General features: G+C 44.2%; 12 protein-coding genes. 7 read left to right on the plus strand and 5 right to left on the minus strand.

Annotated elements, in window-relative coordinates:
• Nucleotides 1-73 precede the first annotated feature (73 nt).
• The 4 genes from H6F56_RS17015 to H6F56_RS17030 all read left to right on the plus strand — a co-directional run bounded on the left by H6F56_RS17015 (nt 74) and on the right by H6F56_RS17030 (nt 5,825).
• On the plus strand, nt 74-1,513 hold the full coding sequence (locus tag H6F56_RS17015; RefSeq protein ID WP_190670371.1) for a serine/threonine protein kinase: 1,440 nt from the start codon (nt 74-76) through the stop codon (nt 1,511-1,513).
• 71 nt (nt 1,514-1,584) lie between these two features.
• Nucleotides 1,585-2,925 (plus strand): type IV pilin-like G/H family protein, encoded by a 1,341-nt coding sequence (locus H6F56_RS17020; protein WP_190670373.1) that lies wholly within the window; start codon nt 1,585-1,587, stop codon nt 2,923-2,925.
• Nucleotides 2,926-2,985: 60 nt separating this feature from the next.
• Complete coding sequence (locus H6F56_RS17025) at nt 2,986-4,179, plus strand: serine/threonine protein kinase (protein WP_190670376.1); 1,194 nt, start codon at nt 2,986-2,988, stop codon at nt 4,177-4,179.
• Between the two features lie 275 nt (nt 4,180-4,454).
• Nucleotides 4,455-5,825: a serine/threonine protein kinase gene (locus H6F56_RS17030; protein WP_190670380.1), complete on the plus strand. Its 1,371-nt coding sequence runs from the start codon at nt 4,455-4,457 to the stop codon at nt 5,823-5,825.
• Here H6F56_RS17030 and H6F56_RS17035 read toward each other — a convergent pair.
• The gene (locus tag H6F56_RS17035; RefSeq protein ID WP_199312999.1) at nt 5,818-8,085 is read right to left on the minus strand and encodes a recombinase family protein; all 2,268 of its coding nucleotides are present in this window, start codon (nt 8,083-8,085) and stop codon (nt 5,818-5,820) included. The two genes, H6F56_RS17030 and H6F56_RS17035, sit on opposite strands and share 8 nt — an antisense overlap.
• A 276-nt stretch (nt 8,086-8,361) precedes the next feature.
• Here H6F56_RS17035 and H6F56_RS17040 point away from each other — a divergent pair, with 276 nt between their 5' ends.
• Nucleotides 8,362-9,753, plus strand: a complete 1,392-nt coding sequence (locus tag H6F56_RS17040; protein WP_190670384.1) for a proton extrusion protein PcxA — start codon at nt 8,362-8,364, stop codon at nt 9,751-9,753.
• A gap of 132 nt (nt 9,754-9,885) precedes the next feature.
• Here H6F56_RS17040 and hpsU read toward each other — a convergent pair whose 3' ends face one another.
• The 3 genes from hpsU to H6F56_RS17055 form a co-directional block, all read right to left on the minus strand.
• Complete coding sequence (hpsU, locus tag H6F56_RS17045; protein WP_199313007.1) at nt 9,886-10,470, minus strand: hormogonium polysaccharide biosynthesis acetyltransferase HpsU; 585 nt, start codon at nt 10,468-10,470, stop codon at nt 9,886-9,888.
• A gap of 210 nt (nt 10,471-10,680) precedes the next feature.
• On the minus strand, nt 10,681-11,619 hold the full coding sequence (locus H6F56_RS17050; protein WP_190670387.1) for a glycosyltransferase family 2 protein: 939 nt from the start codon (nt 11,617-11,619) through the stop codon (nt 10,681-10,683).
• A gap of 143 nt (nt 11,620-11,762) precedes the next feature.
• Nucleotides 11,763-12,701, minus strand: a complete 939-nt coding sequence (locus tag H6F56_RS17055) for a glycosyltransferase (protein ID WP_190670389.1) — start codon at nt 12,699-12,701, stop codon at nt 11,763-11,765.
• A 186-nt stretch (nt 12,702-12,887) separates the two neighbouring features.
• Here H6F56_RS17055 and cobU point away from each other — a divergent pair, with 186 nt between their 5' ends.
• On the plus strand, nt 12,888-13,475 hold the full coding sequence (cobU, locus tag H6F56_RS17060; RefSeq protein ID WP_190670392.1) for a bifunctional adenosylcobinamide kinase/adenosylcobinamide-phosphate guanylyltransferase: 588 nt from the start codon (nt 12,888-12,890) through the stop codon (nt 13,473-13,475).
• A gap of 444 nt (nt 13,476-13,919) precedes the next feature.
• Nucleotides 13,920-14,453 carry a hypothetical protein gene (locus H6F56_RS17065; RefSeq protein WP_190670395.1) on the plus strand — a complete coding sequence of 178 codons (534 nt, stop codon included), beginning with the start codon at nt 13,920-13,922 and terminating at the stop codon, nt 14,451-14,453.
• A 216-nt stretch (nt 14,454-14,669) separates the two neighbouring features.
• Here the strand turns inward: H6F56_RS17065 and H6F56_RS17070 are convergent, their stop codons facing one another.
• The gene (locus H6F56_RS17070) at nt 14,670-16,070 is read right to left on the minus strand and encodes a ferredoxin:protochlorophyllide reductase (ATP-dependent) subunit N (protein WP_190670399.1); all 1,401 of its coding nucleotides are present in this window, start codon (nt 16,068-16,070) and stop codon (nt 14,670-14,672) included.
• Nucleotides 16,071-16,088 lie beyond the last annotated feature (18 nt).

Below are 16,088 nucleotides of genomic sequence, written 5' to 3' on the forward strand. Positions count from 1 at the left end.
GCAAAATTTTAAGGACGGCACGGCTGGGGAAGGGTAGATTAAAGTATAGATCGCTGCCGGGAATAGGCACAAAATGCTGCAAGCACAACAAATCTTACAGGGACGTTATCAACTCCATCGGCAATTAGGAAATCATGCCGGTCGTCAAACATGGCTGGCAAAGGATTTAAACGCCCCATCTCCAGAGGTATCCCTTAACGGCGCGCCTGTCATTGTTAAATTGCTGGCGTTTAGTCCGCAGATGCAGTGGGAGGAACTTAAACTCTTTGAACGGGAAGCTCAAGTTCTTAAGCAGCTAAATCATGTCAGGATTCCCCAATATCGTGACTATTTTTCCATAGACAAGGAAATGGGAGCCGGTTTACATTGGTTTGCACTGGTACACGACTACATCCCTGGCTTTTCCTTGCAACAGATCCTAGATCGGGGTGAGCGCTTTACCGAGTCTCAAGTGCGCTCAATTGCCACCGGCATCTTAGAAATTTTAATGTACTTGCATGAATTGAATCCGCCGGTACTCCATCGCGATATTAAACCCAGCAATCTGATCTGGGGAAAAGACAAGCAAATTTATCTCGTTGATTTTGGGGCTGTGCAAGATCCTGTTGCTGCCGAAGGTGTGACTTTTACGGTTGTGGGAAGTGCCGGCTATGCGCCTCTAGAACAGTTTTGGGGACGCGCGGTGCCGGCATCGGATCTGTATGCTGCCGGTGCCACTCTAATTCATTTGCTCACCGGCACTTCACCTGCTGACTTACCCCAAAATAATTTACGCATTCAATTTCGAGATCACGTCAGCCTAAATCCCAAGTTTATTAGCTGGATTGAAACCCTGACTGAACCTGATTTAACTCGACGATTTAGCACAGCTAGCCAAGCATTAGAAGCGCTTAAAACTGGCAAATCTCTGCACCTACCTCTGCCAACGATTCCTCAGCCTGCCGGCAGCCGTGTGAAGCTGAGCAAATCTTCCCTTCATTTAGGCGTTCAAATTCCTAAATCGGCCCTGTCATTTTATGGTCTGATCAAAATCTTATTTCAATTAATTCTGACTGTCGGGTTTCTCCCTTTTCAGCTACTTCTCGGTTCTCTGGTATTTTTTGGTTTAATTTCTTTATTTGCTTCTGGTTTATTTTCTATTACTTTATCATGTTTAGTTGCTTTACCAATTTTATTGGCGGTTAAAGTCTGGATAGACACTACTCAAGAAATTGCGAACTTACAAAATGATTTTAATACCACCTTGCTAACCTACTGGGGGCAGCAAAATCTTGATTTTCATAAAAACCAATTTAAAATTGAGGAGCAGCTGTTCGGTTATGGCAAAAATCGGTCGGAAATAGGGAAAATTTCAGAGATTAAAAAGATTACACCCATTTTTTCTCAAGGAGTTATCATTGAAACCCAGAACGAGCAATATTTATTTGGAAAGCATTTGAGTAAACCTGAAGTGCTTTGGCTAGCTCAAGAAATTGAAGAGTGGGTTCAGCGAGCCAAAGAAAGGCAAGCGTGAAGCGAGGGTTGAAACAGCAAAAAGGAAAAATTTATTTCGCCTTGATACCTAATCACTGAAATTCATTTATTATGCTGCAAAAAGATCAGGTTCTCCAGAAACGCTATCAACTTAAACAACAATTAGGACACAATGCCAACCGTCAGACTTGGCTAGCAGAAGATTTAGAATTAAAAGAGCCGGTGATTGTTAAGTTACTGGCGTTTAGCCCTCAGATGCAGTGGGACGAAGTCAAGCTGTTTGAAAGAGAAGCTAAAGTCTTAAAACAGCTTCATCACCCCCGAATTCCCCAGTATCTCGATTATTTTTCCATTGATAAAAACACCGGCGCTGGTTTGCCTTGGTTTGGCTTAGTGCAAGAATACATTCCAGGCAAGTCTTTAAACCAGCTTTTAGATGAGGGCAAACAGTTTACAGAATCCCAGGTACGATCCTTTGCCACCGGCGTTCTAGAAATTTTGATTTACTTGCATGAATTAAGTCCGCCGGTTCTCCACCGCGATATCAAGCCCAGCAATTTGATTTTAGGCAAAAACAATCAAATTTATCTGGTTGATTTTGGGGCTGTGCAAGACAAAGCTACCGCAGAAGGTGTAACTTTTACAGTCGTTGGCACCGGCGGCTATGCACCAATGGAGCAATTTTGGGGACGGGCAGTGCCGGCATCGGATCTTTATGCACTGGGTGCTACTTTAATTCATTTGTTAACCGGCACCGCACCGGCTGATTTACCGCAGCAAAATTTACGCATTCAATTTAACGATGTAGTTAACCTTAACCCTACATTTTCTCGCTGGGTTGAAACGCTTACCAATCCAGCTTTAGAACAGCGATTTAGCACAGCCCGCCAAGCCCTAAACGCTCTTAAAACAGGCCGGTTCTCAGATGAATTGAGGGCAACTAACTCGCCCCGCCGCCCTAGCAATTCAGTGAGTTATCTTCGTTTAGGAAGTTTAGCTGTTCTCCAACTGTTGCTCGTTGGGATTGCGTATGTGATTGTACCAGCTTTCCTGAGCTATAAAACATCTCAGCCTCGTCCTTCAGAAGCAAAAGAAAAAATTGGTTCCATGAACCGCGCTCAGCAAGCCTATTATCTGGAAAATAAAACCTTTTCTGAGTCAGTTGATAAATTAGGAATGAGCATAAAAACTCAAACAGAAAATTACGAATATTCAACGCGTAAAACTGGCAATGCTTCATTTAATTATGCAATAGCCCGGAAGGATAATCTTAAGAGCTATGTTGGGGGTGTCTTCCAAGTAAAGGCTGTGGAGCAAGGTGTTACAAAAATGACGACCCAAGCTATTTTGTGTGAAGCAAATTCTACCGGCAAAGCTCAATCGCCACCCCCCATCATTACTACTAATGGCGACAGACGCTGTAGCTCTGGTACAACGGAGGTAAAAAACTAACATCCGTTTACTTCATCAGGATTAATTCAACTAAATTGAGGCTGAAGGAATTGCGAAACTATGCTGCAAGCCAAACAAGTCTTAAATGAGCGCTATCAGCTCAAAAACAAGTTGGGGAATAATGCCGGTCGTCAAACTTGGCTGGCTGAGGATTTAACAACATCAACTAAAGAGCCGGTGGTTGTTAAACTGCTAGCATTTGGCGGCGATGTTCAATGGGATGATCTCAAACTATTTGAGCGGGAAGCCCAGGTTCTTAAACAACTAAATCATCCAAAAATTCCCAAATATCGAGATTACTTTTCGATAGATGATCGAACTCTATGGTTTGGCTTGGTTCAGGAATATATTCCGGGTGCATCGCTGAAAGAACAGCTAGATCAAGGGAAAAAGTTTAGCCCTCAAGAAATTCGTAAAATTGCTTTAGAAGTGCTAAGCATTCTGACTTATTTGCATCAGCTTAGCCCGGCATTACTCCATCGAGATATCAAACCGAGCAATTTAATTTGGGGTGAAAATAATCAGGTTTATTTAGTGGATTTTGGCGCAGTGCAAGATCGGGCGGCAGCGGAAGGAGCAACGTTTACTGTTGTGGGAAGTTATGGTTATGCACCGCTGGAACAATTTGGGGGACGTGCGGTACCGGCATCGGATCTTTATGCGTTAGGCGCGACTTTAATTCATTTACTAACCGGCACCGCACCCGCAGATTTACCTCAAAAGGATTTACGCATTCAATTTAAAGATAAAGTTACCCTAAATTCTAACTTTTTAACGTGGTTGGAGCAACTTACAGAGCCGGCTTTAGAAAAACGATTTAGCTCAGCCCGCGAAGCGCTAGAGGCACTAAAAGTCCGCAAAGCATCCACCACCCCAAAAATCGAAGTGCTGCCAAGAGTCTCACCGAAAATCGAGAATAATTCGGGTTGCGGTGGCTTATTTGATTCCTCAGTGCCGGTGCCAGATGAAATTAAAGGTTGGAATTGGGGAGCATTTTTACTTTCTGGTTTTTGGCCTTTAAGTAATCATGTTGGGATTGGACTTTTGGCGTGGGTTCCCAATGTTGGCTTCTTGATGGCCATTACTCTGGGTGTTAAGGGTAATGAATGGGCGTGGAAAAGCCGGAAATGGCGCAGTATTGAGAATTTTAAAGCTCATCAAAGAGGCTGGGCAATTGCCGGCATCATGATGGGTATTCCCATAACGCTGATACTTTGGGGTGCCGCTTATTGTATTATGACCTATTTATTTTAAAACATAAAGTAGGGAGAGTTATATACTGATTTTTAATTCACTGCAATACATCTGTATGGGCACAAAAAATATTGCCAATACATAGCAGTTTAATATTTGTTAAACCGGCTATAAAATCTTTTCAAGAATCGTAAAAAATCAAAATAAATCTTAAGAGCTTACTTATGGATAACGACGTGAGTTAGGTTTTTTCATATTTTTGGGAATACTAGACAAAGCTAAAAATTTTAAGGCCACAGAAAACTCAATAAAAATTTCAGAGGACGGGCGAGATCATGGTGCAAGCTGAGCAAATATTACACGATCATTATCAGCTCAAGAAAAAGTTAGGACACAATGCCGGTCGTCAAACTTGGCTAGCCGAAGATTTAGCAACACCAACCAAAGAGCTGGTTGTCGTTAAACTGCTAACATTTGGCGGGGATGTTCACTGGGATGACCTTAAATTATTTGAGCGAGAAGCCCAGGTTCTCAAACAGCTCAATCATCCTAGAATTCCAAAATACCGAGACTATTTTTCGATAGATGATCGAACGCTGTGGTTTGGGTTGGTACAAGAATATATCCCTGGAGACTCTCTGAAAGACCAACTCACGCAAGGGAGAAAATTTAGCGCTCAGGAAGTTAGAAAACTGGCGATTGAAGTGTTAAACATTCTGATTTATTTACACGAGTTAAATCCCGCCTTACTGCATCGAGATATTAAACCAAGTAATTTAATTTGGGGCGAAGATAATCAAATTTATTTAGTGGATTTTGGGGCAGTACAAGATCGGGCGGCGGCAGAAGGGGCAACGTTTACTGTTGTGGGCACTTATGGTTATGCACCGCTGGAACAATTTGGAGGACGTGCGGTACCGGCATCGGATCTTTATGCTTTAGGCGCAACTTTAATTCATTTATTAACCGGCATCGCCCCCGCAGATTTACCACAGAAGGATTTACGCATTCAATTTAAGGATAAGATAACGATTAATTCTAATTTTGTTGATTGGTTAGAGCAACTTACAGAACCGGCTTTAGAAAAACGATTTAGTACGGCTCGTGAAGTGCTGATGGCGCTAAAAGTGCGTAAGGCAACGAACGAAGGGAAAAGTGAGAGAATAAGTTCTGCTACCTCTTTTCTTCCTGCCGATATTTGCAAACCTAGCAATACTCGTGTTGTAGTAAAAAAATCTTCAGGGAGTCTAGAAATTATGATGCCGACACAGGGAATTAGCGGCTTAAAATTACTCAAGTTTTTCGTTATTTTAACAATTTTCTTATCCTGTTTAGCTTGGATGAATTATCTGTTATTAATGATTTATCTCTATATTCCTTTTTGGTTAAAAGTAATTATACAGGTAATTTCTCCGAGTTTAGTTGTTTTAGCAATTATTCGGGAATTTTTTGAGTCTACACGGGTTGCTTTTGAAACCAACTCTAGGTACTTTGTCGTAGAATGGCGGTGGTTGGGACACAAAGTGTTTTCAAGAAAAGGGAACCTTTCTGAGATAATTTATACTTACTGCAAGGTTAAGGGCAACATTTCTCAAGTTTTCTTGAGAGAAAAAACCGGCAAACAATACTCATTTGGCCGGCAATTGAGTGAAGTTGAGTGCGCTTGGTTAGCTCAAGAAATTCAAACTTGGCTGAATTTTAAGTAAGTGCAACCTCTGCATTTAAAGGCACGCAAGCATTGACTAAAGATAACACCGGCCCGGTTTGTTCTTGACCATTAACCGCGAGTTCACTGTGACACAGAAACAGACGCTCACCTGCACGAGAAAGCAAATCTAACAAAATCCGCTGTAACCGGCTTTCATCAGCCTGAATTCCATCTTCTGCTGTCCAAGGGCGTTCTGGCCAATCTTTGAGAAACAACGGCGCACCAAATCGCAGCGCCTCCCCACTACTCAACCATAGAGGTGAACCGGCATCGAGCCAAAAATGCCACCGATGAGAACGGCGATTAAAACGATACTGAAAGATTGTACCCAGCGTAATCGCACCGCCTGGTGGCCACAGCGAAGGCCGGTAAGGATTTGCGGAGATTGTACCGCGCCGCAATAGTTGAATAAACTCGCCAACAGTTTCATGAAGCGCTAACCGTTTGTTGGGTTGAATTTGCCGCAACCGGCCATCAACTTGCCAGTAATGCTGAGCGATATCAATCAGTTCTCGCAATGCTGTTAGCTGATCGTAGGGGAGATTGCTGCCTCTCCACAAAAATTGCTGAATCGCCCGATCAAGAACGGAAACCGGCCCAGGAATGAGGCGTTGTGTTAACTGGGATTTTTGCATTTCCAGCCACTGCAAAATCTCTTGGTAGGCATTGGTGGCGCGGTATCCCAGGCGATCCCACCGGGGAAACGCTGTCACCGGCAGCAGACGAGGTTGCTCTAAATCTGGGTAAAAACAGTGATCCACCAACAAGCCGGCGCGCACTGGGTCAATGTTTGTAGAAAATGAAGATTGAACACTGAAGAGGGAAGTGGGAATATTCTCCGGGATACCTTCTTGATCAACAACGCCCACCGGCTGCCGGCTCAAAATCACCAGCATTTCGGCAACACAATCTCGATCAACCAAGCGCCCTAAACCCGGATAAACTAGCCCCAAAAGCGTCAGCAATGCCCGAACGGTTGGAGAACTAGCCAACGGTCGCTGCTCGTTGAGCGATTCTACCGTAATTCCCTGGCTGTTGAGAATTTCAATTAAGCTATAACGAGCAATCGCATCCAAACCTGGCGTGATCAGCGCAATGTCTTGAGGTTGTACTTGCTGGGTTTTCACCCCTTCAATAATGACTTCGGCAGTTTCTCGCAACAGTTGAGCACGGGAAATCGTTTGAATCGAGCGCACCGATTCTGGAAGAATAAACGCGGAAGGTGGAAGGGTGAAGGTACTGAGAACCAACTCGGCTGCCGGCTGACCTAAACTACTTCCTAGAGAAGCTTCCGGCTGCTGGGTTAAGGTTTCCACTTGACAGCGTGACGCGAGGCCGGTTAAAAAATCTGGGTCAGCATCCAGTCCCAGTCTCACCGAACCATTGGGATTACAAGTAAAAGCGCCCCACGTTCCCTGATCCAGCAAAAAGTCAAACAAGTAACGCGCAATCGCTGGGTACTCATCCACATCATCCGCCATAACTGCCCCATAGCGCCGCGTTAAGTGCTGCTGGTAAGTGGCATCTGGCAGCAGATGACGCCAGTAGAGTTCGCAAATAATCCCGTAGGTGAGCAACCCTCTTTCTAGACACCAACTCCGCCAACGCAGCAGCAACTCTCCCATGCAGGGGTAGATTTTGGATGTTGGATTTTGCAACGCGTTGCCATTTTCCATTTCCCATTCTTCAAGCATTCCTGCTTCCAAGATGCGGGGAACGTCTTCAACCGGCGTCCCGCTAGCAGCTGCTAGCTGCAGTAAGTCCAAAGTCCGGCGAACGATGCGAGATTCACTTACCCCCTCCTGCCTGAGAATTCCTGCGTCTAACTCAGGACGCCAGAGTTGGGTGGCCAATTCCTGTTCGGTTTCTGGCCGCAGTCTTAGGGGAAATTGTGCTCTCAGGTTTAATTGCTGGATTAATAGGGGCCAAAATAAAATGACTTCATCTCGAAAGAAACGCAGGGGTGTTGTGGTTTGCGCGGGATAAACGCTTTGGGTAGCGGTGGCGATGCGATCAGCCAATTCCACCCAGCCATTGGCGGCAAAGACAAGCACTGCCGGCGAGGTGGGCAACGGGGGATTCTGGATTTTTGGATTTTGGATTTTGTGGGCATTGGGCGATTTTCTTCCCCTCTCTCCTGCTTTCCCCTCCACCCATCGGCACAAATGCTCAACTAGGCGCGTCGTTTTGCCCGTGCGAGTCGGGCCGGTAATCCAAATGGAATGAGCTTGCACAGCTTTCTTTTGCTCCCGCTTCATCGGTTAACCTCGGCTGCCCGCCACTTCCCATGCATCTAATGGGGCTTGAAATGGCAGCACCGTTATACTACAAACTAAGACACAACTTGATCGATTTCATTTTTCCTGCTACCGGCCCTTAAACCATGACAAGTGCTGTTTGGCCAACTCCTGATCCGGTTAAAGCGGCAAACTGTCCTAGTTTCAGTGCCGGTGTTCCCATTGACTGCCCAACCGATAGCAGCCTAATGTAATTTTAATTTATCAAAATTCACAAATTCTCAAAACTTTGCCGACATGAAAATTCCGATTTTTAACAATGTCAAAGGATACTTACGCTCTGCAAATCAGTGGATTTCAGAGACTCCGGATAGAAATTTAGACGAAGCTTATGATGCCGCTTTAATGATTAGAGCCATTGAAGATGAACATTTTAATGGCCGCAAAATTTCTGCGGAATCTGCTCGCTATAGCGACAGCATCATGACTTATTTCCAGGGAGAGTTAACCAAATATTTAAATTTAGCAAAATTAAAGTTAGCAGCGTTTAATACCAGTCGCTCTGTTTTAAGTCTTTCTCCTTTAAAAACGACAAAAGCTAGAAATGATTATTCTGTTGAATATCATAACTTACATGAGCAAGAGGTAAAAGATCAAGCGGCGATTGTTTTAGAAAAGCTGAATTTTATTGATGAGGTTTTAGCTAAGTATACTTATAAGCCGGTGAAGCCTTCGTCTGCAACTTCCTCTACGGGTTCTCCCGCATCTTTAGTCACTATTTACGAAACCCCTACCCCTGAAAGCCTCTCTCCTACAGTCCGCAACAATAGCATAAATCTGGCAAAGCCTTTAGCTGATGATGTCAACTCTGACAAAATGGCGGAATCAATTAATGATAAAACCAGTTTCTTACCCAGATCAATTTTAAGGACGTTAGACCGGCTGAAACGACAGCTAGATCCGAAAGCTGAAGAAGAAGTGGTTAGGGATTTTCGCAGTTCTAAGACTAAAACTATCATTTCGATGAAGTTTATTTTATTGCTGCTATTAATTCCATTACTGACGCATCAAATTTCTAGGAACTTTATTGTCGGGCCGTTAATTGATCGATTTCGAGATGAAAAGCCGGCTGAAGTTTTCTTAAATGCTGATATGGAAGAAGAAGCTTTCTCTCAGTTACAGCGATTTGAAGAACACCTCAAGTTTAAAATGTTAATTGGGGCGCTTCCAAAAATTTCTGATGAAGAGATGGAAGAGGAAGTGAAACTTAAAGCTCATGAAATAGCTGAAGAATTCCGTAAAGAAAGCGCTAGTGCTATCAAAAATGTTTTCTCCGATCTCCTGTCGGTTTTTGCTTTTGGCTTTGTCATTCTTTCCAGCAAGCGAGAAATTGCAGTTTTAAAATCTTTCATGGACGATATTGTATATGGGTTGAGTGACAGTGCTAAAGCATTTATTATTATTTTGTTTACAGATATTTTCGTCGGGTTTCACTCGCCGCATGGCTGGGAAGTGATTTTAGAAGGTATATCTCGGCATTTGGGGTTACCAGAAAACCGACAATTTATCTTTTTGTTTATTGCTACGTTCCCCGTAATTTTGGATACTGTATTTAAGTATTGGATCTTCCGCTATCTCAATCGAATCTCGCCTTCTGCTGTGGCAACTTATAGGAATATGAATGAATAATCTGCTAGGTGGAATGTGGATTTCTTAGCAATTTTATTTATTGCAAATCATAGGCTAGAACTTTTCGTGCCGGCACTCTATCAGCCTCACGTCTAGAGGAATGCGGAAATTGCTAAAGTTTTAAGTGTAAGGTCAAAGTGGAGACAGATTGTTCATCTTTCTCGGATACCGAGACCTGCAAGGACTTCCCCAGCAAACCTGTCCCGCCGGCAGATCATTAAACACGCTACTGCGAACCCCAATCACCGAATTTGCTCCTATTTTAACGCCGGCACCAATAAAACAATCTGCCGCCACCCAAACGCCATTTCCAATTGTGATCGGCGCTGTCATTAAACCAAAAGCTGGATCTTGAATATTGTGGCTGCCCGTGCATAAATAGCATTCTTGAGAAATTACACAATGGGAACCGATTTTGATGCCATCAAGACTGTAGAAAACCACATCATCTCCTATCCAACTAAAATCACCTATTTCGAGTTTCCAAGGATAGGTAAATCGAGCAGTTGGGCGAATTAAAACACCGGCACCGATGCGAGCACCAAACAAGCGTAACAACTGCCGGCGAACCCCGTGTAAAAAGTGAGGCGTCAGGGGAAAAACGACGGCTTGCACAAACCACCACAGCAAAATAAACCAACCGGGACGTCCTCGATCAAACCAAGATTGATCATATTTGCGCAAATCCATCCAAGGTTGTGCATCCAACACCGGCATCAATTCTTCCCTCTGATTGGGTAAGCCGGCATCAGGTATTATATCCAAGTTTTCTAACGCTGCCGGTGGATTAATTTCAGTTTCTGGATCGGGAGTGGCAGAATTCATAGAAACCTAATAAAAAAACTAATAGATGCCCCTGAAAAGCAATTGCAAAAATTAGTAATGACACATTATAACTTATAGTTCTTGATTTTTATTTCATATTTTTTAAGAATCCGAACTGTGAATAGATTTCTGTTTGGCAGCCGATGGTACTGCAACATTTAACTGACCTCCAAATTGGCGTAACTCATAAAGTTTTATCCCAATTTGATATTCATACTGACTGATCAGCCGTGCATAAATGTAGCCGGCTCGACCATCCAAGAACCCCAATTGAATAATATAAAATACAATAAACCGCAGGATGGGTTTAAAAGGAAGTCGTACCCACATTCTTTTGAGAAACCGCTTGCGCTGCACAGCATCCCCAAAAAAATTCGCCCCAATTGTGCCAGAGTCATCTTGACCGGCTATCAAATTATAATAAACTCTAGCTTCCCAGTTTGAGTAACGATTGTGTCGCTCTATCCACTGATAAATGTCCCGAAAGTCTTCATGGATCATATCAGTTGTTAAATACCCAACTTGGCCTTTTAAAACAACGTGTTCGTGAACTTCATTGTCGCCGGTGTTGGGAACTTCTTCCGTGCCTAAATTTTCGTATCGTCCTTTTCCATGCTTAAATAAACGCAGATTCCAGTCTGGATATTTACCGCCGTGACGAATCCAAGTCCCCAAAAAAAACACGCGTCGGTTTAAATAATAACCGTTGTAGTTTGGGTTAAGAATTGCCTGAGAGATTTCATCCCAAAGTTCCTCAGGAATCCGCTCATCACAATCAACAATCAGCACCCAGTCATTTTGAAATTGCAAATTCTCCAATGACCAGTTTTTCTTTTTGGGCCACCGATGATTAAAATAGAACTGTACAACTTTTGCCCCATAATTTTCTGCAATTTCGCAGGTGCGATCCGTGCTTTGGGAATCCACCAAAAACACTTCATCGGCCCTAGCAACGCTGGACAGACAAGCCGGCAAATTGATCTCTTCGTTTTTGGCGGGAATGAGAACCGATACTGGAATTTTAGTGGGTGGGTGGGTCATGATAGAGAATTGTAACGAGTTATGAGATATAAATTAGAAGTTCTTTCTTTAATTGAAAACTCTTTAGGGGTAAATTAACTAGGATGTTGAGATAAAGGTCGCGTGGGTTCTATAAACCTGGCTCTACAAACTCAAAAATCAAGTTATTGCCGTTTAGTCTCTTTGGGAGCGAACAGCAAGCCCTGAATGGTGGCACTTAAATAACCAATTTGTCCGTAGCTATACACTATATTGTCAAAGCGTTGGGCTGGATCGTTAAAGTATTTCAACGATTTGTACAACCCTCGCACAAATCGCTCTCCCCCACGCCCTAGTTGGCGCACACCGGCATCACCGGCTAGGCGTTCCCGATAGCACTCGCTAATTCCCTGCCACCAGCCTCGCTGCAAAAACCAAGAAGGGTTAATACGATCGGGTGCGACGTTGTGAGCAACTAAAGCATCCGGGAGATAGGCGACTTGCCAACCCTGCTGGAGGGCGAGTTCTGTCATGTGCAGTTCTTCATTTGATAATAACTTTTTACCAACGCGACCTAGATTAAGATCGAAGCCGCCAATTTGTGCCAGAAATGACCGGCGAATTGAGTAGTTTAACCCCCTTGGGGTCATGCCTGGATTGTTGATATAAATAACATCATCTCCCAGATCATAAGCGCCTAAGTTGCCGGCAAGTCCTGGGGAAAGCCAATTAGGGGCAGTCACAGCAGCCGGCCAAAGCAAGGTAACTTTCCCACCGGCAACGGCTAATTTTTCATTGCTTTGATAGGCTGAATAAAGCACGCTTAACCAGTTAGGGCCGGCAATGGCATCATCATCGAGGTAAGCTAAAATCTCGCCGACAGCCACGCTTGCGCCCGTGTTCCGTGCCACCGAAAGGCCCACGACAGGTTCATAAACATATTTCAAAATTGAGTGAGAAAGTCGTTGTGCCACAACTTCCGAGGTTCGATCAATCGACGCATTATCCACAACCACCACTTCAAAACTTGGGAAATCCTGCTGCAGTAAACTATCAATAGCAGCGCCTAAATAGGTGTCTCGATTGTGGGTGCAGATAATCGCAGAAACCAGGGGGACAGGCATAAAGTCAAACAAGTAATTGTTAGTTAGCAGCCAATTGTAAGTTGTTGCCGGATGTCAGGAGTTGGTTGTTACGAATGGCCCTCAGGCAAAAGATAATCGTCTGCCTAGATGAACCCTTAGCGATTAACCCCATATAATGACGACTGACAAATTACCCTGATAAAATCAATCCCTAGTTTATCTTTGATGAACACAGAAGCTACATTGCCAAGGCGAGTCACCCTAGTTACTGGCCCAGCCCGATCTGGCAAAAGTGAGTGGGCCGAAACTCTAGCGGCACAAACCGGCACATCCGTAATTTATTTGGCCACAGCGCAGCGTGACCCCAGTGATGTGGAGTGGCAGACTCGCATTGAACAGCACCAATGCCGCCGTCCTGCCGGCTGGAGGACTTTAGAAGTGCCGATGGAGTTGCCGGCAACGATTCGCTCATTCTCCCAAACCGACACTTGTCTGCTGGTTGATTCCCTGGGAACTTGGGTGGCAAACCTTTTGGATCAAGATGTTGCCGGTTGGGAGAAAACGTTACAAGATTTGCTGACCAGTTTAGATGATGTTGCCGGTGAAGTGATTTTTGTTGCAGAGGAAACGGGTTGGGGTGTGGTGCCGGCATACCCCCTCGGTCGCACCTTTCGTGATCGGCTTGGCCAGTTAGTTCGCCGATTGGGTGCAATTGCTAATCCTGTTTATCTGGTTACAGGCGGTCATGTTTTAAATTTATGCGTCCTTGGTTCCCCACTGCCGGTGTCGAAAAACCTCCCGCCGCAGTATTAAGAAATTTTCTGTTTTATCTCAAGGTATGAAGCTAAGGGGATTGTCTTTTACAATCGTTAATAACGACAACCTTTAAAAAGAAATTGAATGTAGCTCGTACCTTATTGTTGGAGCTAGTTAAATTAAATTGATTGTTAATCAATAATCTTTTTTCTCCCCGTTAAAGGTCAATATAAGCCATAAATTGAATATTAAAGTAAGAAAATATAGCTTCAGACAGCAGAAAGCCTTAAGTGAGCCGGTGAAAAGATTTTTACTAAACCTCATCAAACAATAATTTTTTAAGTACGATTATTTAAATACACCTTATGGAGGATTGCAAAATTAAAAATTTGAAGTAAGAATAGGGAAAGGGCTTTACGCTTATAATTGAGAGACTTCGTATTTGTACAGAATAGGCAGGGGCTTTCGTTTTTTTGTCGAGCAACTTAACAAAAATTACTTATGGCATCCGAAAATCACGTCAGACAATATCTTGCATATTGGTTTCAGTTGGGTAAGAAGGTTTTGATTCGCAACGGCCAAGAAGCTTTGCAACCCAAACAAGTTTTCAATGGCAACCAATACAGTAATGAATTTGAAGAGTGCTGGCAGAAAATTATTGCCCCCAGTTCAGGAGACTGCTATTTGCAAGGCACACATGAAACCATCGCGCAGTTGCTAAGACCGACATGGGAGCTGATGCAGTGTGCACGCTGCACTATGCCAATTCCTATGGCAACGATGGGAATGCCACCCGAAGCCTGTCCTTGTAATGATCTATCTAATTGGCCAAACAACGAGGTTCCAGTTCCACGAGAAGCTGTTAACTCTCAAAATCATCTAAATTCCATTCGTAGTCGCTTAATTAAAGCCAATTCTCTCGTGGAAGAAGATAAACAGAATGAGGCTACTGAAACTGAATCCCCAGCTTTAAAGCTCCCTTTAGATATGCCCGTTTGTAATTGCCCCGACAAGACCCTAAACATCTCTAAATGATGCCATCGGGGCATTAATTTGCAGATTAAAATCACCCAGAATGCGAATAGGCGAATCAAACAAAAGTAGCAAACACGCCCTCTCAAGAAATCCCTAACCTTCAATTTTTTCTTGACACGGTGATCGCGCCCCAATCTTCCCATCCTGGCCCTATTTCCAAAAAAAAGAGGGGCGCGGCATCCCGCACCCCAGCAGCAATTTGATCGAAGCTAAGGCTTAAATTTTAGCTTCTTCCCTAACCAACTTATCCCAACCCAAATCCTTGAGACTGTTGTTGCGGCGAAGCGGACGAGTTACCAATTCCAAAATGTCACGCGCATTCGTAAAGCCGTGAATTTGAGCGAATGTGAACTCAACCGACCACTTAGTGTTGATTCCGCGTGCTTCTAGGGGGTTGGCGTGCGCCATGCCGGTGATTACCAGATCCACACCAATTTCTTTAATCCGCTGAATTTGGTTGTAATTATCCGGTTTCTCGACAATCCTAGGTAGTGGCACACCCATTTCATGGCAAGTCTTCTCTAACAAAGCCAGCTCAGCAGCCTGATAGCGCTTATCCATGTAAGGAATCCCAATTTCAGGGCAAGTCATGCCACAGCGAATCAGGAAGCGTGCCAGAGAAATTTCCAGCAGGTTGTCACCCATAAAGAAGACAGACTTGCCGCGAATGATCTGGAGGTAGTCTTCCAGATTTGCCCAAATGTTAGCTTCCCGCTCATCCAAACCCTTCGGTTCAATGCCTAGTACCGAGCAGATTTTCTCAATCCAAGCACGGGTGCCATCTGGCCCAATGGGGAAAGGAGAGCCGATTAGTTTGCACTTGCGCCGGCGCATCAAAGTCGTTGCGGTGCGGCTGAGGAAAGGATTAACCCCACTGACAAAATAGCCCTCTTCAATCACCGGCAGTTCGGTATAACGCTTGGAAGGCAGCCACCCAGAGACTTTAATGCCTTGCTTCTTCAGCTCCAACGTCAGCTGCGTTACTACTGGATCAGGCAGAGAACCAAAAAGAACCAGCGGCGTATGGTTGACATATTCTGCTTCATCTGCTGCTACTTCTTCCTTCTTTTTGCCAAAGTTGAGCAGTTTTTGAATTGCATTCCCCTCATTTTTTTGGGTTTCTCCCGCCGGCGCTTTTTCTGGGCAACGAGCCGCCATTGCTGCCAGCACCGTATCTTCCCCTTGGGTGAAAGCGTAGTCTAGCCCATTCGCACGAGCCGTCACAATCGGAATTCCAATCTCAGCTTCCAACTTAGGAGCCAAGCCTTCCAAATCCATCTTGATAATTTCAGTCGTGCAGGTGCCGATCCAAACGATCACACTGGGGTTGCGATCTCGCTTAATTTGCAAGCACAGTCGCTTCAGCTCATCATAATCATTCAGCTGAGCTGAAATATCCCCTTCTTCCAATTCCGCCATTGCATAACGGGGTTCTGCAAAAATCATCACCCCCATCGCGTTTTGGAGAAAATAGCCGCAAGTTTTCGTGCCAATGACTAAAAAGAAACTATCTTCAATCTTTTGGTACAGCCACGCCACGCAGCTAATGGGACAAAAGGTATGGTAATTGCCGGTTTCACACTCAAAATTGAGTGCTTCTGGTTGAGCAACAGTCATAAAATAACGCTTTTCTCC

The organism is Microcoleus sp. FACHB-672, assembly GCF_014695725.1.
Lineage (GTDB): Bacteria > Cyanobacteriota > Cyanobacteriia > Cyanobacteriales > Oscillatoriaceae > FACHB-68.